This window comes from Pseudomonas sp. O230, from assembly GCF_045447035.1.
Classification (GTDB): domain Bacteria; phylum Pseudomonadota; class Gammaproteobacteria; order Pseudomonadales; family Pseudomonadaceae; genus Aquipseudomonas.
The window spans coordinates 216,761-236,748 of record NZ_JBJGXN010000010.1; the positions used below are offsets into that span (position 1 = coordinate 216,761).

Sequence of the window (19,988 nt, forward strand, 5' to 3'; positions counted from 1 at the left end):
GGCCTGCACCAACTTCGCCCGCCCCCTGTTAAGCACGTAATACACCTCGGCTAAAACACTTGATCTAGAGCATTGCAACCGCTTTTGTTGGTCAAAAGCGCTGGCGCCTGTCTCAGACGTGAAACAGCCCCGACATTGGCCTCCCGGACAAATTTTTTAACCCTTTGAATTAAAACAAAATTCAAAAAACGGCACAGCATTCGCTCTCTCCTTCATATCGCTGACTAGGGCCAGCCCATAAAAAGAAGGAATTGCCGCTGTGGGGACTTTCAATAACGGCTTTACCTGCCTCCTCCTGATCGGATGTGCATTGGGCTCAAGTGTCCAGGCTGACAACGGCATCATCATTATCAAACGTGATGTCCAGACGCGAAACGCAGTACAAGCCCCGGTGATTCCCGACCCTAACCCCACGACCGTCAATGCCAACCCCTCCAAGCTAATCCTCAGTCAGACGAACGAACTGAACGACGGCGATTTTGCCAACGTCGCCAGTGGTGCAGGCATCACACGCCTGGTCAATTTAGGCAACACCAATCTGGGCGGCAATATCACCACTCAAAACCAGCTTTCCAACCTCCCCGCCGGACGGGGAAGTTCGGGCAACGGCATTTCCAACCTGGTCAATTCAAGCGTCCAACAAGGCCTGAGCGGTCTGAGCGTCATTACGGGAGGCCGTTGAGATGAATCGCAAGCTGCTGATTGTCGCCATGCTTTGCAGTGGGTCGAGCTTTGCTCAACCTCCCGTCATCAATAACGCCGACATCAACGGGTCCGGTAGTCAGTACCAAGGCAATTTCGCGGTCAACCAGGCCGCGGGCGATCAGCAGCAACAGGCCAACGCCCGGGCCATCGCCATGGGCGACGCAGCCAGCGCGACCACACAGATTCGCCAACGGCTGAATACGCAGGTCGACCCCAGGATGGATGCTCGAGCCAGCATTCAGGGCGACTCCTTCAGCCGCGGTAACGGCGTACTGGGTGTCAACCAGAGCGCGGGTGCCAGCAACCAGCAAGCCAATGCCCTGCGGATAAGCATCAGTAAACAACCGCAAAGTATCGACGACAGCGTCCTCATGCAACAGAACGTGGCGCTGCTCAACAACTCCGATCCAACTGCCTCTGCACCAGGCCTCCGCCAGGTCACTACCAGTGACCAGGCTTTCACCGGTAGCCGTGGGGTGATCCAGTTGAATCAGAGCGCCGGGGTAGGAAACCGAATGGCCAATACCCTGAGCGTACGGGTCGCGGACTGACCCAAAAAAGGTAGTTACAACACTTAACCTAAAATAAGTACGGAGAATCACCATGAAACCTTCGATGGCACTCAAGCCTCTGGTTTTCGCAATTGCTGCGCTCATGGCTGTTGCTGTACAAGCTGGGAACGATCGTCGTCACGATGACCACCACAATGGCCATAATAACAACGGTCAACACACCCCTCCTCCAACCAAAATCTCTGTCTACGCGACTGCCAATGCCAACGACAAACAGAGAAGTACCGGCAATCGCATCCTTAACCAAGGGACTATTAACAAGGCCGAGATGAGCGGCTCTGCCACAGGCGCCGACGGCAACGTCGGTATCAACGTCGCGGCAGGCGACGGCAACCAACAGGACAACGCGGCTGCCATCGCGAACGCTGGCGCCACCTCCGCTCTCGATAACTCCTTCGTGTTCGGCGTTGCCACTGCCACTGCCACCGTCAAGCAGTACAGCAACAATAACAAGGTCGACAATTACAACACCACAGCCTCTGCCGTGATGAGCCAGTCGGGCAATGGCGGCAACGGCAACATGGGGATCAACATTGCTGGTGGCGACCTTAACCAACAGAAAAACACCATGGCAATTGCCAACTCCAATGCTCCGCTCGGCAACGCAACAGCTACCGCCTCTGCCGATCAAAACGGTCCTGGTCTGGTAGTGAACAACAGGGCGGATCAGAACATCACCCTGGCTACGGTGACGTTGACCACAACCAATACCGGTAGTGCTTCTTTCAGCCATAACTCCGAGTTGAACATTGATAAAAGCGCTTCCAGCAACTGGGCTAAGAGCGGTGCCAGCAGTTATGACGCCAGCGGGACCAATCATTTCGATGCAAGCGGTTCAAAAAGCACCGATAACAGCGCTACCAGCCATGCTTCTGTAATCGCGTCCCTGGAAGCAGCGGCGGATGGTTCAAAATCCGTTACCGTTAATTATGGCCATGGAGATCGTACCCACAGCGCTTCGTTCGACGCATCGCTTAATGCATCGCTGAATGCATCTGTCGATACAGAGCACTCAAAATCGACCGATTCTTCGTTCGAAAAAGCGTTCGATTCCTCGTTTACAAAATCGTTTGACTCTTCGTACGAGAAATCAGGCGAGAAATCGTCCGCTTCTACCAAACACGAAGTGAAGGGCTACAGCGAAAGCAATACATGGGATTTGAGCAACACCGTTTCCTATCAAATCCTGACCCCAAATGGCTGGGCAAACCCTGTGACCAACACTGCAACCCTGAGTGGTTCGGTGAATGGCGGCAGCGGCAACCTCGGCGTGAACGTGGCTGCCGGTGTGGGCAACCAACAAAGCAACTCGCTGGCCATTTCCAACCAATCGTTCTGATGGCCGACTCTGGAGGCCCCCTCACGGGGGCCTTTTTTCAACACAACCAGAGGGCGTCCCACCATGCGCATTATCGCCTTGGTAGTTTTGCTTTGCGTGGCCAGTGTGATAGAGGCGGCACAAATGCCGCTTTCCGTCCTGCCGGGTGGCGCGGTGATATACAAGCCGATCCAGAGCGTACGCGAGCGTAAATTTGCCGACCTGGTACAACAGAAAACCGACTTCAGTTGCGGCGCAGCTGCGCTGGCGACCATCTTGCGCCAGGCCTATTGGCTGGACGTGAATGAAGATCAGATCATCGAAGGCATGCTGGCACACGCCGATCAAGACGTTGTCCGCGTCCAGGGCTTCTCCATGCTCGACATGAAGCGTTACGTGGAAAGTATCGGCATGCGGGCCCGTGGCTACCGGGTAGCGGCTGAAACGTTGAGCGATATCAAAATTCCGGTCGTAGTACTCCTGGATATCCGTGGCTACAAACATTTTGTAGTGCTGCAAAAAGTCCAAAACGGCTGGGTCTATATCGGAGACCCGGTACTGGGTCATAAACGTTTCAAAGTCGACGACTTTGTCAAAGGCTGGAACGGCATCATCTTTGCCGTCATTGGCCAGGGCTATGACAAAGCCAATGCGCTGCTCGACCCACCCCTGCCACTGACCGCCAAGAATCGCATCAACACCTTCAGCCCGGTGCAAGACGCAGAGTTGTTGGACTTCGGATTTATCCGAAGCGACTTCTTCTAATAACAATGGAGCACGACGCTCCGGGAGCATCCAATGAAGACTCCAATCTGGCTGGCCGTAGTCTGCCTGGCCGCCAGCCTGCCAACCCAGGCACAGATACTGAAACCCATCGAACTGAATGATCAAGAGCTGGCGAGCCTGCGAGGCCGCTATGTCATGCCGGGACGGATCGTCAGTTTCGGGATTGTCATGACCAGCACTTGGCAAAATGCCAATGGCCAAGTGATCGGGGCAACGTCCTCGATGCAAATTCAGCAAACAACCATCAAGCCACAGTTCTATGTGTCGATGATCGACCAGACGGGTAATGGCTCGGCGGTTTCTCAGGGCACCGGTACCGTCAGCGGCGGTAACGGTTTGAGCACGACCCAGGGCGTCACTCAAGTGGTGCGCGCTGCGGGCGACAACAACAGCGCTTACAACAACGTTAATCTCAACGTCCAGAAAGGTGGCCAGGCTCCACAGATGGACAACCAAGGGCAAGTGTTGGCCGCGGGTTCAACCCTGACCCATTCCAATGGAGCCGGGGCGCTGAGCATTTCATCTTCCGGCGCGGGCGTGCAGCTCAACATCGTGGCCAGTAACAACCAGGGGAGCATCGCGCAGCGCCTCGCCCAAGGTGGGCTTATGCAAAACGCGACCTTGCTCGGCGGTGGCAACCAGGTCAACAACGCAATGTCGATCAACGTTGTACTGCGCGATAACCTGCCGTCGACCAGTTCGCTGAATGGCAACCTGGATCAACTCAAAGGTCTTCGCACTCTCGGATTCTGATCTACGCTCAGTCTCATCAGATGTACTCAGAAGGGACGGCTAACCATGCACCGATCGTTGACGCTCAGGGCTATCGTTTGTTTGAGTAGCCTGGCACCGGGAACAATGCTATACGCAGCACCGGATCCCCAGGTTGAAGCACTAAAACAAGAACTCATGGAGTTGAAACAGCGTTACGAAGCACAACAGAACGCGCTGATGGTCCTCGAGCAGCGCGTTCGCCAAGTCGAAGAAACACCTGCGACACCGCCTCCCAAACGCCTGACCAAATCCCCTGCCCAACCGGCCAGGGGTGGTCAGACGGTGGCGGCCGGCGCGCCGGGAACCTCTGGCAGTTCCTACGGCCAATCGCTCAAGGATGATTCCGAGCCCGCGCAAAGCGTTTCCAACCTGTATGACGAAGCCAGCGGCTTCTTCGGTGGCGGCAAATTCAGTGTCGAAACCGGCCTGACCTACACGCACTTCGATACACGTGCGTTGACGCTCAATGGCTTTCTGGCACTGGACTCGATTTTCCTTGGCAACATCAACCTCGACCGAATCAAGGCTGACAACTGGACGCTGGACCTGACCGCCCGCTACAACGTGGCGCAACGCTGGCAGTTCGACATTAACGTCCCCGTGGTTTATCGCGAATCAACGTATTCCTCCGGTGGTGCCGGTGGAGCAGGCCCGGTAACGTCCGACGCAACCGTTACCCGCGACCCGACCATTGGTGACGTGAACGTTGGCGTTGCTTACAAGTTTCTGGATGAGTCGGCCAATCTGCCCGACGCGGTCTTTACGATGCGCGTCAAGGCACCGACCGGCAAAGACCCTTACGGCATCAAACTGGTCGAAGATCCGAACAATGACAACCTCGCGGTACCCGAGGACTTGCCTACCGGCAATGGTGTCTGGTCGATTACCCCGGGGATCTCGCTGGTCAAGACCTTCGACCCGGCCGTGCTGTTCGGTAGCCTGGCCTACACCTACAACATGGAGGACTCTTTCAGCGACATCAGCCCTCAGGTCGGCTCCAAGGTGAAAGGGGACGTGAAACTGGGCGATTCCTGGCAAGTCGGCGCCGGCATTGCGTTCGCCTTGAACGAGAAGATGAGTATGTCGTTCTCGTTCACAGATCAGTTCGCCCGCAAGAGCAAGATCAAGCCCGACGGCGGCGATTGGCAATCGATTTCCAACAGCGATTACAACGCGGCCAACTTCAACATCGGCATGACGCTGGCAGCCTCCGATAACCTGACGATCGTTCCCAACCTGGCCATCGGCCTGACCGACGACGCGCCAGATTTTTCCTTCAGCCTGAAATTCCCGTACTACTTCTAACCGCTTTACCTGAATGGAAAAGGCCCGCTGCGAGTTCATCGCAGCGGGCCTTTTCGTTTCGCCCCGCCCTAGCGGATCTGGTGCTTGTGCAGCAGTCGGTAAAAGGTTGGCCGCGACACGCCCAGCACCCGGGCGGCGACACTCAGGTTGTCGCTGTGGCGGTTCAACACATCGCACAACGCCTGGCGTTCGGCGCGGGTCTTGTAGTCTTCGAGAGTGCCCATCGGTGCAGCGATGGCATGCTGGCTGATCAGCCCCAGGTCGCGTGCCTCGATCTGCCGTCCTTCGGCCAGAACCAGCCCGCGGCGCACGCGGTTGGCCAGCTCCCGCACGTTGCCCGGCCAGTCATGCTTGCCCATGGCAATCAGTGCGTCTTCGCTGAAACTGCGCGGACGACGCCCGGTTTCATGACTGTAGAAATGGGAAAAATGGTTGGCCAGCATCGACAAGTCGCCATGCCGCTCCCGCAACGGCGCGGTGACCACTTGCAGCACGTTGAGGCGGTAATACAAATCTTCGCGAAAGCGTTTCTTCTCAATGGCCGCTTCAAGGTCGACGTGGGTGGCCGCTAACACTCGCACATCAACCGGTATCGGTTGGCTGCCGCCCACGCGTTCGATGTGTTTTTCCTGGAGGAAACGCAACAGGTTGGCTTGCAGCTCCAGCGGCAGGTCACCGATCTCGTCGAGAAACAGGGTGCCGCCATTGGCCGCTTCGATCCGTCCGACCTTACGCTGATGGGCGCCGGTAAAGGCGCCCTTCTCGTGGCCAAACAATTCGGACTGAATCAAGTGTTCGGGAATCGCACCACAATTGATCGCGACAAAAGGTTTGCTGTGGCGCTGGGATTGTCGGTGCAGTGTTCGGGCGACCAGCTCTTTACCGGTCCCGCTCTCACCGCGAATCAGTACCGGTGATTCAGTCGGCGCCAGTTTGCTCAGCAGTTTGCGCAATTCACGAATCGGTTTGCTGTCACCGAGCAGCTCGTGTTCGGGTTGATCGATATGAACCGTGCCCTGGCCACGCAAGCGCGCCATGCCGAACGCCCGGCCCAGCGTTACCTGGACCCGGGATACATCGAACGGCAAGGTGTGGAAATCGAAAAACCATTCGCAGACAAAGTCCCCGACATTTTGCAGCCGCAGGACTTCCTGGTTGAGCACGGCGATCCACTCGGTGCCGCTGCGGCTGATCAGTTCCTTGACGGCATCGGGTCGTTCCAGATGAAAAGGCTGGAGCCGCAACAGGCCGACGTCGCAAGTACGGTCGGCGGCATTTTCCAGCGTACAGCTATCAACGTCCCAACCTACAGAACGCAGACCTGGCAGCAGGCGATGACAGTCGTCGCAAGGGTCCACTACTAACAGACGTCGTAACGCAGGCGTTTCGATCATGACTGTTCCTTGACGCCAAATATTAGGAAAATTTATTAAAAACAATCATTTGGCGGATCTGGCTGTAACATTAGCAAGAATTTGACGCTCGCTTGTATCGATTGACTATAGGGAGTGTGAGCAAGCAGTTATAAGAAGCAACTTTGTTAGTTACCTAACGAGTCGAACCTTTCATTCAGCTTTCAAAAACCGTCAAAACCCTGAACCGATGAAAGAAAGTTGAAAATTCTTTTAATTGTATGTGACCCACCCACGGGTTGCGGGCATCAGTACAAGTAACCAGCCGAACGGTAAGCCCAACCGACGGCACATCACTTGATTGGGCATACAGAGAGAAGACCCCATGACCGCCCCGCTCCGTATCAACGAAGCTCTTTTGATTGCCGACCGCGCGTTCAAGCCATTTCAATGCGTGGCCTGGGCCCCACAAGACGGCAACGGCGAACTCAGCCTGACCGTCATCGACCGCACCAATACCTGTATTCGCAAGCAAATCCCAAGCAGTGCCTATACCGATCTGGCACAACTGGAACATGTTCTGGAACAAACCCGCAAAGAACTGAGCCAGGAAGGTTACGCGCTGCAATCATGGTCGATGCCGCACTAATCTTTTTGCGGATTACTTAACGGTAATCCGCACACTCCTCCTCCATCGTTAGTTTGCTGGCGTTGCACGCCAATAACACTCGCGACTTCTATTTATTTGTACGTGGACGCGGCCAACTACTAGGCAGGCTTGTCAGTGGATCGAAAAGACACTGTTCTGGCACAAAGCGACCCTCCGTCTGTTAGTTCTTACGGTTGTGCAGCCAATCATTCAGGGATTGAATGTTTCTCCAATAAGTCGCCATCCCAACTCTTGGCTGCTGACAACCCGCCAGGAGATGCGTACATGTCAACCCAGACCGCTCCTGCCCTACCTGCGACGCTGAGCGGCGCCGGGGAACTCGACAAGACCTTTGCCAGCGCCGGTAAAACCCAGGTGTATTTCGCCGGCAGCATGTCGAGCATGGCCACGGGGGTCGCGATTGATTCACAAGGACGGCTGCTCGTCGCCGCCAAGGTCGGAACCCCTGGCGGCAACCGCTTTGGTCTGGCCCGCCTGCTTGAGGACGGCTCGGCAGACCTGGCATTCGGCAATCAAGGCAGTGTCATCAGCCAGTTCGAACCCGGCTTCGAGGCCATGGGTGGCAAAGTGCTGATCCTGCCTGACGAGTGCATTCTGTTGGCCGCCCTGCAGTATGAAAATGCGCACCAGACGCTGCCCGCCCTCGCCTTGTTCGATGAACAAGGCAAACCGGTCCAGCGCTTTGGCGACAACGGGCGCCGCGTCGTGCGCCTACCGGGCAATCTTTCCCGGGGCGTGCGCGATGCCTGGCTGCCCCCCGGCGTACCGGGCGCCGAAGCCTGTGATGTATGCGTACAGGCAGACGGTCGACTACTTCTGCTGGCCAATCATCAATTCGAACTGGCCGATCACGTCGGCCTGCTGGTGCGACTCAACCCCGATGGCGCACTGGACGCTACCTTCAACGGTCGCGGCTTCGTCCTGGTCCGGCATCTGCTGATGAACACCTGGCTCAGCAGCCTGCTGGTGCAACGCGACGGCCGGATACTGGTGGGCGGCTCGATCAACTTCCCTGAAGAAGGCCTGTTGGCGCGCTATCACAGCGACGGCAGTCTCGATGACAGCTTCGCCGTGGATGGCTTCATGAGTTTCATGGCCCAAGGGCGTCATGCTCAGGTCAGCCAGATGGCCCAGCAGGTCAACGGCGACCTGCACTGTTTTGGCAGCAGCCGTGACCCGATGCATTGCATGGCCCTGAAAGTACACAGCAACGGTCGTCCGGACATCCATTGCAACGGCGGCCAGCCGCACTTGCTGGGGATCGGCCACAACGGCTGCCAATGGACTGCCGCGCAGGCCCTTGCAGACGGGCGAGTATTGACCGTCGGCGCAACCATCGGGGGTGTCGAAGCCGACTTCATCCTGGCCCGACATCGTCCTGACGGACAACTCGACGAACAGTTCGGCAATGGCATCGGCTGGGTCCGTACCCGCCTGAGTCGCAGCCTGGATACGGCCACGTCGCTGGCCGTGCAGGACGATGGCAACATCGTCGTAGGCGGCTATTCACTGGATGGCAACTACCGGGCAATCGTCGCACGCTACGTGGGATAGACCCGCCGACATTTCCTGCACTTGATCTTCTGTATCGCTTACGGCAAGTTGCGCGCTTCTTAATACAAGGAGCAGCCGATGTCCGGCTCAATGGCCCAGGCGTTCGCGCATAATTTTCTCGGGCACTCACCTCGCTGGTACAAGGCCAGTATTGTCGGTTTCCTGATTCTCAATGCCCTGGTGCTGTGGACCGTGGGTCCGGTAGCGGCCGGTTGGCTGCTGGTGCTGGAATTCATCTTCACCCTGGCCATGGCGCTCAAGTGCTATCCGCTGATGCCGGGCGGCTTGTTGCTGATTGAAGCGCTGTTGCTGAAGATGACCACCCCTCAGGCCCTCTATGACGAACTGCTGCACAACTTTCCGGTGATTCTGCTGCTGATGTTCATGGTGGCCGGCATCTACTTCATGAAAGACCTGCTGCTGTTTCTGTTCTCGCGCCTGCTGCTCGGCGTTCACTCCAAAGCCATACTGGCATTGATGTTCTGCTTTCTCTCGGCGTTTCTCTCGGCGTTTCTCGATGCTTTGACCGTGACCGCGGTGATCATCAGTGCCGCCGTGGGGTTTTACTCGGTGTATCACCGGGTCGCCTCGGGTAACGATCCGCGTCAGGACAGTGAATTCAGCGATGACCAACACCTGCCAACGCTGCATCACAGGGACCTCGAACAGTTCCGCGCGTTCCTGCGCAGCCTGTTGATGCACGGTGCCGTGGGCACCGCACTGGGTGGCGTTTGCACGCTGGTCGGCGAACCGCAGAACCTGCTGATCGGCCACGAAATGGGTTGGCACTTCTCTGAGTTTTTCCTGAAAGTCGCCCCGGTTTCCCTGCCGGTGCTGGTGGCGGGCCTGGTGACCTGCGTGCTGCTGGAGAAACTGCGCTGGTTCGGTTACGGCACCCTGCTGCCGGACAACGTGCGCGCGGTGCTGGCCAATTACGCCGCCGAAGACAATGCCGAACGCACCTCTCGCCAACGCGCCGCACTGATCGTTCAGGGGCTGGCGGCGCTGATTCTGATTGCCGGCCTGGCGCTCCATATCGCCGAAGTCGGTTTGATCGGCTTGATGGTGATCGTGCTGATCACCGCATTCACCGGCATCACTGAGGAGCACCGCATCGGCAACGCGTTCAAGGACGCCATGCCGTTCACGGCACTGTTGGTGGTGTTTTTTGCGGTGGTGGCGGTGATTCACGACCAGCAGTTGTTCACGCCACTGATCCAGTGGGTGCTGGCACTGCCAGCGGATCAGCAACCGGGCATGCTGTTTATTGCCAACGGCTTGCTATCGGCGATCAGCGACAACGTGTTCGTCGCGACCATTTACATCACCGAAGTGAAACAGGCGTTCATCTCCGGGCACATGAGCCGCGAGCATTTCGAGACCCTGGCGATTGCGATCAATACCGGCACCAACCTGCCGAGCGTGGCGACGCCCAATGGTCAGGCGGCGTTCCTGTTTCTACTGACGTCGGCGATTGCACCGCTGATTCGCCTGTCGTATGGGCGGATGGTGTGGATGGCGTTGCCGTATACGCTGGTGATGGGCAGTCTTGGGTGGTATGCGGTGAGTTTCTGGCTGTAATCACCGGATAAAAATGTGGGAGCGAGCCTGCTCGCTCCCAGATTTCGTTTAGCGTGAACTAGCGAGGGAGAATGTACCGCTCGATCGCCTGCGCCGCGCCGTCTTCGGTGTTGGCGCCAGTCACGACGTCGGCCTGACGCTTCACCGCCTCCTCCGCCTGCCCCATGGCAATCGACAATCCGGCGCGATGAAACATCGCCGGGTCATTGCCGCCATCACCCATGGCGGCGGTCTGTGCCAGCGGCACGCCGAGGAACTCGGCCAGTGTCGCCAGCGCGTCACCCTTGTTCGCCTGCATCGCGGTCACGTCGAGGTACACCGGCTGTGAACGCGATACCTGCGCCTGCCCCTCGACCCTGGGCAGCAACTGCGCCTCCAGCTCAATCAACAACTGCGTGTTGTTGCTGGCCGCGACGATCTTGTCGATGCGTTGCAGATACGGCTCGAAACTCTCCACCACCACCGGCGGATACCCCAGGCCATGCTGTTCCCGCGGCACCATAGGGCCGGCCGGGTCTTTCACCAGCCAGTCGCCGCCGCTGAACACCCATACCTCGATGTCCGGCAGATCGGCAAACTGCGTCAACGTGGTCAGAGCCGCTGTTGCCGGCAAATAATGCGCGACCAGCAAACTGCCATCGGGATTGACGATCGTGCCGCCATTGAACGCCGCCGTCGGCAGATCGACGCCCAGGGCTTCGATCTGCTGCAACATGGCTTTCGGCGGCCGGCCGGTGGCGAGGCTGAACAGCACGCCCGCCTCGCGCAACGAACGGACGGCTTCGATGGTGCGCTGGCTGAGGCTGTGATCGGGCAGCAACAACGTGCCGTCCATGTCACTGAGCAAAAAGCGGATGGGTTGTTGCGTTTCGTCACTCATCCGAGGCCATGCCAGACGCGACCGTCGCGGGTCAGCAAGTCTTCTGCCGCTGCCGGCCCGTCTTCGCCCGCCGCGTAAGCCTGTACGCTCGCGTCCTGCTGCCAGGCATCGAGGAACGGTTGCACAGCGCGCCAGCCGTTTTCGATGTTGTCGGCGCGCTGGAACAGCGTCTGATCACCGGTCAGGCAGTCGTAGATCAGGGTTTCGTAACCGGTGGACGGCTGCATCTCAAAGAAATCCTTGTAGGCAAAACCCAGTTCGATATTGGCCATTTTCAACGCCGGGCCAGGCCGTTTGGCCAGAAGATCGAACCACATGCCTTCGTTGGGTTGAATCTGGATCCGCAGATAGGTTGGTTGCAGCTCATCGACCTCGGTATCACGGAACTGCGCGTAAGGCGCCGGTTTGAAGCAGATGACAATCTCGGTGTCGCGCACGCTCATGCGCTTGCCGGTGCGCAGGTAGAACGGCACGCCGACCCAGCGCCAGTTGTCGATCATGACTTTGAGCGCGACATAGGTTTCGGTCGTGCTGTCGGGCGCTACGTTGCTTTCCTGGCGATAACCCGGCAATGGCTTGCCGTCGATTTCGCCGGCGGCGTATTGGCCGCGCACCGAATTGGCCCGCGCCTCTTCAGTGGACCAGGGACGGATCGCCCCTACCACTTTCGCCTTTTCGCCGCGAACCGCATCGGCGCCAAAAGCGGCCGGTGGTTCCATGGCTACCATCGCCAATAACTGGAACAGGTGATTGGGCACCATGTCTCGCAGCGCGCCGGTGTGTTCATAAAAACTGCCACGGGTTTCCACGCCGACGGTCTCGGCGGCGGTAATCTGTACGTGGTCGATGTAATGATTGTTCCAGAACGCTTCGAACAGGCTGTTGGAGAACCGGCTGATCAGAATGTTCTGCACGGTTTCCTTGCCCAGATAGTGATCGATCCGGTAGATCTGGTTTTCCGTCATGACCTTGAGCAAGCACGCGTTCAAGGCTTCGGCGGTGCGCAGGTCGGAGCCGAACGGTTTTTCGATCACCACCCTTCTGAACGCTTGCGGCGTCTCTTGCAGCAAACCGGCAGCGCCGAGACGACGCACCACTTCGCTGAAGAACCGTGGCGCGGTAGCCAGATAGAACACCGCATTGTCAGTGCCGCTGGCGGCGATTTTCGCCGCCAGCGCTTGATAGGTGCTGTCGTCCAGGAAGTCGCCCTGGACGTAGCTGATGCCTTTGGCCAACTTCGCCCACAATGCCGGATCAAGGGCTTGATCACCCTTGCCGACCTTGCTTGCCACTTCCGCCCGAATGAAGTCTTCGAGCTTCTGGGCAAAGGCTTCGTCGGTAATGGCGTTGTGGTCAACGCCGATGATCCGCAGTCCATCGTCAAGCAGACCGTCGCGACTCAGGTTGTACAGCGCCGGCATCAGCAAGCGCTTGACCAGGTCACCATGGGCACCGAACAGGAACAGCGTGGTCGGTGGTGCGGGTTCTGCCTTGGATTTATTGCGGATCAAACGGGTCATTTTTTCGCAGTCTCCACGTGGCCGCCGAAGCCGAAGCGCTGGGCCGAGAGAATCTTGTCGCCAAAGGTGCCTTGGCCGCGCGAACGGTAGCGGGAGAACAGCGAGTTCGACAGCACCGGTACAGGCACCGATTGCTCCATGGCGGCTTCGATGGTCCAGCGCCCTTCACCGCTGTCAGCCACCGAACCTGAGTAACCGTCGAGCTTCGGATCGCTGGCGAGGGCGTCAGCTGTCAGGTCGAGCAGCCAGGACGACACGACGCTGCCGCGACGCCAGACTTCGGCGATGTCGCCGACGTTGAGGTCGAAGCGCTGATCTTCCGGCAAGCTTTCGCTGGCCTTGGTCTTGAGGATGTCGAAGCCTTCGGCGAACGCTTGCATCATTCCGTATTCGATGCCGTTGTGGATCATCTTCACGAAATGGCCAGAGCCTGCGGGACCGGCGTGGATGTAACCGCGCTCGGCGCGATCGTCGTCCGACTTGCGGTCCTTGGTGCGAGGGATATCACCCATGCCCGGTGCCAGGCTGTCGAACAGTGGATCGAGGCGTTTAACCACCTCGGCTTCGCCGCCGATCATCATGCAGTAACCGCGTTCCAGGCCCCAGACGCCGCCGGAGGTGCCGACGTCGACGTAGTGCAGGCCTTTTTCCGACAGGGTTTTCGCCCGGCGGATGTCGTCCTTATAAAAGGTGTTGCCGCCGTCGATGATGGTGTCGCCGGGTTCGAGCAGGGTGCTAAGGGTGTCGATGGTCTCTTCGGTCGGTGCGCCGGCCGGCAGCATGACCCAGACCGCTCGTGGCTTGGCCAGGCCGGCGACCAGGGCTGGCAGGTCGATGACGCCTTTGGCGCCTTCGGCGGCCAGGGTATCGACGAAGGCGGTATTGCGGTCGTAAACAACGGTGGTGTGCCCGTTGAGCATCAGGCGCCGCGCAATATTGCCGCCCATGCGGCCCAGTCCAATAATCCCGAGTTGCATGTGCTGATGCTCCCTACTACAAATAAATGTGTGTCAAAGGTTATAGCCCAACGCGACTAATGTGGGTTAGTCCAGAGCGTTGGCGTGAAGTTTCCGGGCATTGTGCCCGATCCTGATTGATAACGTCGGGAATCGTGCCGAAGACACAACGACCATAAAAAATAAAAAAGTTCCCTTCCGGGGCAAAAGAAATCAAAATCAGCGCCGATAGTAAATAAGCACCGATGTCGGGGCGGATTTACAGTTGAGACAGCCATTTGCGAGGTGAGCAATGGGCACAGTACAAGCAGCACGGCCAGCACAAACCCTTTACGTCACGATCCGTCGCGATGAATTGCGCCAGTTGAAAGACGAGCGCGACCAGCTCAAGCAGGAAGTCGAGCAATTGCGCCTGCTGACGCAAGGAATCCAGGTTCAGTCAATGCCCGTCACCCTGCACGCTCCCCACGCCTGATCTCCCCTGCCTGAATCGGAAGCAGCCACGCTGTTTCCGATACGCCATCACGATTCTCCCGCACTCGCTGCTCACAAAACTTTCACACGTCCTTGATGATACTCCGGCTCATTATGGCCGCTCGGTATCCGCGCGGCGCACGTTCGTCGGCGACTTTCCCGTCCCGGCGGTGGAAGTGATTTCAGGCTGGAGCAAGCAATGGCTTTGTATAAACGCAGCAATTCGACTGCGGGCAGGTTTGATTGGGCAGGTTTTTTGTGGCTGTTCCTGTTCTTCTGGTATTTTTCCGGCATTACCCAACTACTGATCCAATTGACGGGCACTTCCGGGTTTAGCGGGTTCCGCCAGGCCTTCATCATGAGCGCTATCTGGCTGGCGCCGATGCTGCTGTTTCCCCGACAGACGCGTGTAATGGCCGCGCTGATCGGCGTGGTGCTGTGGGCCTGCTCCATGGCCAGCCTCGGGTATTTCTTCATCTATCAGCAGGAATTTTCCCAGAGCGTCATCTTCATCATGTTCGAGTCGAACATCTCTGAAGCGGGCGAGTACATGACCCAGTATTTCGCCTGGTGGATGATCGCGGCGTTCCTCGCACACACGCTGTTCGCGTATTTCCTTTGGACTCGTCTGCGTCCGGTGTACATGCCTCGTGGCCGCGCACTGGTGGCAGCGACTGCCATTCTGGTGGCGGTGATCGGTTATCCGTTGGTCAAACAGACTATGCACACCGGCAGTTTCGCCAGTGGTTTCGAGAAGTTCGAAACCCGCATCGAGCCCGCCGTCCCATGGCAGATGGCCGTGGCCTATCACCGCTACCTCGACACCCTGGCTGGCATGCAGGACATGCTCGACAGCGCCAGCAAAATTCCACCTTTGCGCAACTTCAAAGATTCAGCGGCCAATCAGCCGGCCACCCTGGTGCTGGTGATCGGCGAGTCCACTAACCGTCAGCGCATGAGCCTGTACGGCTATCCTCGGGAAACCACCCCGGAGCTGGACAAACTCAAGGATCAACTGGCGGTCTTCGACAACGTCATTACCCCACGCCCCTACACCATCGAGGCGTTGCAGCAGGTATTGACCTTCGCCGACGAAGAAAACCCGGAGCTGTACCTGTCCACGCCGTCGCTGGTCAGCATGATGAAACAAGCTGGCTACAAGACCTTCTGGATCACTAACCAGCAGACCATGACCAAGCGCAACACCATGCTCACGACTTTCTCCGAGCAGGCTGACGAGCAGGTGTACCTCAACAACAACCGCAACCAGAACGCCGCGCAGTACGATGGCGACGTAATCGAGCCGTTCAACAAGGCCCTGGCCGACGCAGCGCCGCGCAAGTTGATCGTCGTGCATTTGCTCGGTACGCACATGAGCTACCAGTACCGCTATCCCTCGACGTTCGACAAGTTCAAGGATCGCACAGGCGTTCCGGACGGTGTGCGTGACGATCAACTGCCGACCTACAACAGCTATGACAACGCGGTGCTGTACAACGATTTCGTGGTATCGAGCCTGATCAAGGACTACGCCAAGTCCGATCCGAACGGTTTCCTGCTGTACCTGTCCGACCACGGCGAAGACGTTTTCGACTCCCCCGGCCACAGCACACTGGGTCGCAACGAGGCCAAGCCGACAGCGCCGATGTACACCATTCCGTTCATGGCCTGGGCTTCACCGAAATGGCGTGAGCGCCATGAGTGGAGCTTTGCCAAAGATCTGGGGCGGCCGTACAGCAGCTCGCACCTGATCCATACCTGGGCCGATCTGGCGGGCCTGAGTTTCGATGAACTTGATCGCAGCAAGAGCCTGGTCAGCGACAGTTTCAAGCCGCGCACCTTGATGATCGGCAATCCCTATGAGCGTGAGCAGAAGGCGCTGATCGACTTCAGCCTGATCAAACCGAAGCCGAAGCCGGCGGAAATCGTTCAGAAGTAATCCCGTCCAGGGGCCGATTCCGGCCCCTTTTTCTTGCGTCCCGATGGACGCCCTTTTACTTTGCCCGTAAACGATTAGAGCGCCTTGGTCCAGAACAGCATCCGACCGTGCGCCGGATCGAACATGCCGGCGGAAAAGCCGAATTTGGCGTAGGACGACTGCGCCACGGCATTGCCTTCCAACACTTCCAGAGTGATTTTGCAGCAGCCGCGCTGGCGGGCAATTTCCTCGACCTTTTGCAGCATCCTCTGACTCAAGCCCAATCCACGAAACCGTTTCACTACCACCACGTCATGCACGTTGACCAGCGGCCGACAGGCAAACGTCGAAAAGCCTTCAAAGCAATTGACCAGCCCTGCCGGCTCGCCACCGACGAAGGCCAGCACGCTGAACGCATGGGGACGCTTGGCCAGCTCCTCTGGCAGGTGCTCCAACACCTCGACAGGCAAGGAATGACCACCACCCATCGGGTCCTCGGCGTAATGATTCAACACCAGACGCAAAGCCTCGGCATGCACCGGATTGGTGTAACTGGCCTGAAGCACAAGAATTTCTGCGGATTCCATTTCCATCCTCGATTGTGGGAGCGAGCTTGCTCGCGATGAGCCTGAGAGCACCGCGTTTAATAAGCAAGCCTGCGTTATCGTTGACGTCCATCGCGAGCGTGCTCGCTCCTGCAGGGGAAAAGCAGCTTTCAATGCCCCCAGATCAACGCTTCGGTCCACCCCAGTTCGGCGAAATCCGCAGCCCTCAAACCCGATTCCCCGGTACAGAAAAACTCGTCCAGTTGTGGCGGTTCAACCGACGTACCGCTGAGCATCGCGTGCACCTGCCCACGATGATGAATCTGATGCTCGAACAGATGGGACAGCAGGCGCAATCGGCTGTCGTGTTGCGGTGTGTCTCGGGCGATCGTCACGATCTTGCCCAGATCGGCGTCGCGCATCTGCTCGCAGTAGGCGATCAAGCGACGGTCAACCTGAGCCTGTTCGCGCTGGAGGTCTGCGGCGGTGGTGAATGGCTGCTCTTCATTGAAAAACACAGTGCATTCAGGATGCGGAACATCGCCGCGCAATTCCCGCTCCAGCGCATCCACGTAAAACCAGTCGCAGGTCAGGATGTGGTTGAGGGTTGCGCGCAGGCTGGGGAAAAAACTGACCCGCGGCGCCGCCAGCTCGTCGGCGCTCAACCGGCTCCAGGCCTTGGCCAGTCGATGATTGGCCCAGGCGTTCTGATAAGCCATGGTCAGCAAATGGTGGGACAAGGGCTGAATCATGTTCGCGGCTCCTCGGGTTCAAGCGTCGGCGAAACGTTGCAGCTGCATTTCCTGCAGGCGACTGAGCGTGCGGCGGAACGGGAATTCCAGATAGCCTTCGGTGTAGAGCGATTCCATCGGCACCTGTGCTTCGAGGTACAACGGCACTTTGCGGTCATAGCATTCGTCCACCAACGCGATGAAGCGCCGCACACCGTCGTCGTGCACCGACAATTGCGGCAACTCGCGATCACCCGCCGCCACCCGCTCGACCCCGTCTTCGGTGCCACGGGCGATGCGACCGGCGCGTTTTTGCGCGCTGAGATTGGGCACGTCACTCAACAGAATAGCCTTGAAGGTGTCGCACAGCGCCATGAAATCCATGGCGGCAAAGGGTTGTTCACAGAGGTCGGCGTATCGAGTCCAGAGCACGGTTTCACTGGCCTGCACCACGTTCAGTGAACGGTAGCCAACCTTGATCGGCTCACTGGACACCGACTGACCGGCAGTCAGCGCCTTGAACACTTCCCCAAGCGCGCCGGGTTGCCCCGCCGCGGCGACCCAGTAGCGCTGCAAACCCGCCCCCGGATGCAGGCGATGATCTTCGCCGCCATCCACTGCAATCACCTGCATGTGCTGCTTGATCGCCTCGATCGCGGGCACGAAGCGGTCGCGGTTGAAGCCATCGGCGTAGAGCATGTCTGGCGGTTGATTGGACGTGCAGACCACCACCACGCCCTCCTCGAACATCACCTGAAACAAGCGCCCGAGAATGATTGCGTCGCCAATATCGTTGACGAACAGCTCATCGAAACAGAGCACGCGTACTTCTTCGCTGAGCTCGCGGGCCAGGGCCTTGAGCGGGTCGGCGGTGCCGGTCAGTTGAAACGAGCGTTGATGCACCCACCCCATAAAATGGTGAAAGTGCTGGCGCCGGGCCGGGACCCGCAGGCTTTGGTAGAACTGATCCATCAGCCAGGTTTTACCGCGCCCGACCGGGCCCCACAGGTACACACCCGTGACCGGGGTGCGACCTTCATGCAACGCTTCGTAGCATTTTTGCAAGGCCCAGACGGCATGTTCCTGGGCTTCGTCCTGGACGAAGCCCTTCTGTTCGATGGCGTGTTGCCAGGCGCTTAACGGGGAGTCGAGATTCATGCGCGGCAGTATGCCATCGCAACGCGACGTCTACAGTGAAATGTCCAGCCGGGCGATCTTGCCCTGTTCGTTCAAGCGAAACATGTAGCGCAGTTCCAGCGGGCTGCCGGGAAACGTTCCGGAGATCAAGTTGTGCACCAGCACCTTGCCAGTGCGCTGTTGCACCTCGAGCACTTCGACCTTGGGCTGGTAACGCCGGGCGGTGTCTTGCATCCATTGGGCGATGGCCTGGGTGCCAATCCGGTGCTGACCTTCATCAAACACATTGGCGTCCTCAGCGAAAAAACTGGCAACCCTGGACGTGTCGCGCGCATTGGCGGCAGCAATGTAAGCGGCGATGGCGGGCGCCAGTGCAGAGGCAGGATGGGACATGGTGACAGCTCCTTGTGAGTTGATTCTGAGGCCATGCTAGAACACCCCTGTGTCAGTTCTTGTCAGGAGTGAAACGCCCGGCTTCATCCAGTTGCATCTGCTTGCGCCAGGTGCGCAACAGGTCGCTGCGCCGCGCCGGATAACGCTCGCCCTGCTCGTTCGCCGCAGAGATCCGGTCGGTGCGGAAAGTCCGATAGGCGCCGCGCAATTCACACCAGGCGACGATGATCCGCACCTCGTTGAGAAACCCCAACGCCAGCGGCCAGATCAGCCGCTGACTCGGGACTTGTTGGGCGTCTGCATAGTCGATGTGCAACTTGGTCTGATCGCGGATCGCCTGGCGGAACACCGTCAGCGGCACGGCGTTGGGCGCAAAACCGTAACCGGGCGGGCCCGGCAGCACGGTCGGATTGTGCAAGGCGTCCAGCGCTTCGGGCGCCAGCACCGCAGCAATCTTGGCCAGCGCATTCGCTGCCGCTTTGCTCAATACCTCATCGCCACGCTGATCCACGTAACGCAGCCCCAGCACGATGGCTTCGGTTTCGTCGGCGTTGAGCATCAGGGGCGGCAGGAACAAACCGCTGCGCAACACGTAACCGATGCCCGCCTCGCCGTAGATCGGCGCGCCGAGTGCGGTCAGTTCCGCGATGTCGCGGTAGAGCGTACGCTCGGAGATCTCGAGCTCGCGGGCAAGTGTCGCCGCCGTAACCGGACGGCTTTTGCTGCGCAGCACTTGCAACAAGGTCAGTAAACGCGTGGTACGAGACACGATCGGCAGGCTCTGTGCAGAAAAGATGTCGGAGATTAGCAGAGGCCC

The 19,988-nt window shown here is 58.4% G+C and carries 20 protein-coding genes; 11 read left to right on the forward strand and 9 right to left on the reverse strand.

Annotated features, from left to right (window positions below):
• Positions 1-259: 259 nt before the first annotated feature.
• The 6 genes from ACI77H_RS22385 (at position 260) to ACI77H_RS22410 (ending at position 5,460) form a co-directional block, all read left to right on the forward strand.
• The gene (locus ACI77H_RS22385) at positions 260-682 is read left to right on the forward strand and encodes a hypothetical protein (RefSeq protein ID WP_407013888.1); all 423 of its coding nucleotides are present in this window, start codon (positions 260-262) and stop codon (positions 680-682) included.
• Between the two features lies 1 nt (position 683).
• Complete coding sequence (locus ACI77H_RS22390; protein WP_407013889.1) at positions 684-1,256, forward strand: adhesin; 573 nt, start codon at positions 684-686, stop codon at positions 1,254-1,256.
• A gap of 52 nt (positions 1,257-1,308) precedes the next feature.
• Positions 1,309-2,616, forward strand: a complete 1,308-nt coding sequence (locus tag ACI77H_RS22395) for a heme utilization protein (protein ID WP_407013890.1) — start codon at positions 1,309-1,311, stop codon at positions 2,614-2,616.
• 63 nt (positions 2,617-2,679) lie between these two features.
• The gene (locus ACI77H_RS22400; protein WP_407013891.1) at positions 2,680-3,360 is read left to right on the forward strand and encodes a C39 family peptidase; all 681 of its coding nucleotides are present in this window, start codon (positions 2,680-2,682) and stop codon (positions 3,358-3,360) included.
• A gap of 33 nt (positions 3,361-3,393) precedes the next feature.
• The gene (locus tag ACI77H_RS22405) at positions 3,394-4,134 is read left to right on the forward strand and encodes a hypothetical protein (RefSeq protein ID WP_407013892.1); all 741 of its coding nucleotides are present in this window, start codon (positions 3,394-3,396) and stop codon (positions 4,132-4,134) included.
• Positions 4,135-4,179: 45 nt separating this feature from the next.
• Positions 4,180-5,460, forward strand: coding sequence for a hypothetical protein (locus ACI77H_RS22410; RefSeq protein WP_407013893.1), 1,281 nt, complete (start codon positions 4,180-4,182; stop codon positions 5,458-5,460).
• Positions 5,461-5,528: 68 nt separating this feature from the next.
• Here ACI77H_RS22410 and ACI77H_RS22415 read toward each other — a convergent pair whose 3' ends face one another.
• Complete coding sequence (locus tag ACI77H_RS22415) at positions 5,529-6,854, reverse strand: sigma 54-interacting transcriptional regulator (RefSeq protein WP_407013894.1); 1,326 nt, start codon at positions 6,852-6,854, stop codon at positions 5,529-5,531.
• 343 nt (positions 6,855-7,197) lie between these two features.
• Here ACI77H_RS22415 and ACI77H_RS22420 point away from each other — a divergent pair, with 343 nt between their 5' ends.
• The 3 genes from ACI77H_RS22420 (at position 7,198) to nhaB (ending at position 10,617) form a co-directional block, all read left to right on the forward strand.
• On the forward strand, positions 7,198-7,461 hold the full coding sequence (locus ACI77H_RS22420; RefSeq protein WP_407013895.1) for a hypothetical protein: 264 nt from the start codon (positions 7,198-7,200) through the stop codon (positions 7,459-7,461).
• A 285-nt stretch (positions 7,462-7,746) separates the two neighbouring features.
• On the forward strand, positions 7,747-9,036 hold the full coding sequence (locus tag ACI77H_RS22425; RefSeq protein ID WP_407013896.1) for a hypothetical protein: 1,290 nt from the start codon (positions 7,747-7,749) through the stop codon (positions 9,034-9,036).
• Between the two features lie 78 nt (positions 9,037-9,114).
• A complete protein-coding gene (gene nhaB, locus ACI77H_RS22430; RefSeq protein ID WP_407013897.1) occupies positions 9,115-10,617 on the forward strand; it encodes a sodium/proton antiporter NhaB in 1,503 nt (500 codons plus the stop codon).
• A 58-nt stretch (positions 10,618-10,675) separates the two neighbouring features.
• On the opposite strand, the gene ACI77H_RS22435 is transcribed toward nhaB, so the two are convergent.
• Genes ACI77H_RS22435 through gnd form a run of 3 tightly spaced genes read right to left on the reverse strand, consistent with a single transcriptional unit; the run spans position 10,676 to position 13,994 of the window.
• A complete protein-coding gene (locus tag ACI77H_RS22435; RefSeq protein WP_407013898.1) occupies positions 10,676-11,497 on the reverse strand; it encodes an HAD family hydrolase in 822 nt (273 codons plus the stop codon).
• Positions 11,494-13,017 (reverse strand): glucose-6-phosphate dehydrogenase, encoded by a 1,524-nt coding sequence (gene zwf, locus ACI77H_RS22440; RefSeq protein ID WP_407013899.1) that lies wholly within the window; start codon positions 13,015-13,017, stop codon positions 11,494-11,496. The genes ACI77H_RS22435 and zwf overlap by 4 nt, the downstream gene beginning before the upstream one ends.
• A complete protein-coding gene (gnd, locus tag ACI77H_RS22445; RefSeq protein ID WP_407013900.1) occupies positions 13,014-13,994 on the reverse strand; it encodes a phosphogluconate dehydrogenase (NAD(+)-dependent, decarboxylating) in 981 nt (326 codons plus the stop codon). Before gnd ends, zwf begins: the two co-directional genes overlap by 4 nt.
• 271 nt (positions 13,995-14,265) lie before the next feature.
• On the opposite strand from gnd, the gene ACI77H_RS22450 reads away from it, so the two are divergent.
• Both ACI77H_RS22450 and ACI77H_RS22455 read left to right on the forward strand, forming a co-directional pair.
• Positions 14,266-14,448, forward strand: a complete 183-nt coding sequence (locus tag ACI77H_RS22450; RefSeq protein WP_407013901.1) for a DUF6026 family protein — start codon at positions 14,266-14,268, stop codon at positions 14,446-14,448.
• A gap of 198 nt (positions 14,449-14,646) precedes the next feature.
• Positions 14,647-16,386, forward strand: coding sequence for a phosphoethanolamine transferase CptA (locus ACI77H_RS22455; protein WP_407013902.1), 1,740 nt, complete (start codon positions 14,647-14,649; stop codon positions 16,384-16,386).
• Between the two features lie 74 nt (positions 16,387-16,460).
• Here ACI77H_RS22455 and ACI77H_RS22460 read toward each other — a convergent pair whose 3' ends face one another.
• From ACI77H_RS22460 to ACI77H_RS22480, 5 genes are all read right to left on the reverse strand, one after another.
• Positions 16,461-16,952: a GNAT family N-acetyltransferase gene (locus ACI77H_RS22460; RefSeq protein ID WP_407013903.1), complete on the reverse strand. Its 492-nt coding sequence runs from the start codon at positions 16,950-16,952 to the stop codon at positions 16,461-16,463.
• Positions 16,953-17,080: 128 nt separating this feature from the next.
• Entirely contained in the window at positions 17,081-17,662 is a 582-nt protein-coding gene (locus ACI77H_RS22465) for a DinB family protein (RefSeq protein ID WP_407013904.1), read from the reverse strand.
• Between the two features lie 18 nt (positions 17,663-17,680).
• Positions 17,681-18,799 carry a cell division protein ZapE gene (gene zapE / locus ACI77H_RS22470; protein ID WP_407013905.1) on the reverse strand — a complete coding sequence of 373 codons (1,119 nt, stop codon included), beginning with the start codon at positions 18,797-18,799 and terminating at the stop codon, positions 17,681-17,683.
• A gap of 30 nt (positions 18,800-18,829) precedes the next feature.
• Positions 18,830-19,171 (reverse strand): nuclear transport factor 2 family protein, encoded by a 342-nt coding sequence (locus tag ACI77H_RS22475; RefSeq protein WP_407013906.1) that lies wholly within the window; start codon positions 19,169-19,171, stop codon positions 18,830-18,832.
• Positions 19,172-19,223: 52 nt separating this feature from the next.
• Complete coding sequence (locus ACI77H_RS22480; protein WP_407013907.1) at positions 19,224-19,940, reverse strand: helix-turn-helix transcriptional regulator; 717 nt, start codon at positions 19,938-19,940, stop codon at positions 19,224-19,226.
• Positions 19,941-19,988 lie beyond the last annotated feature (48 nt).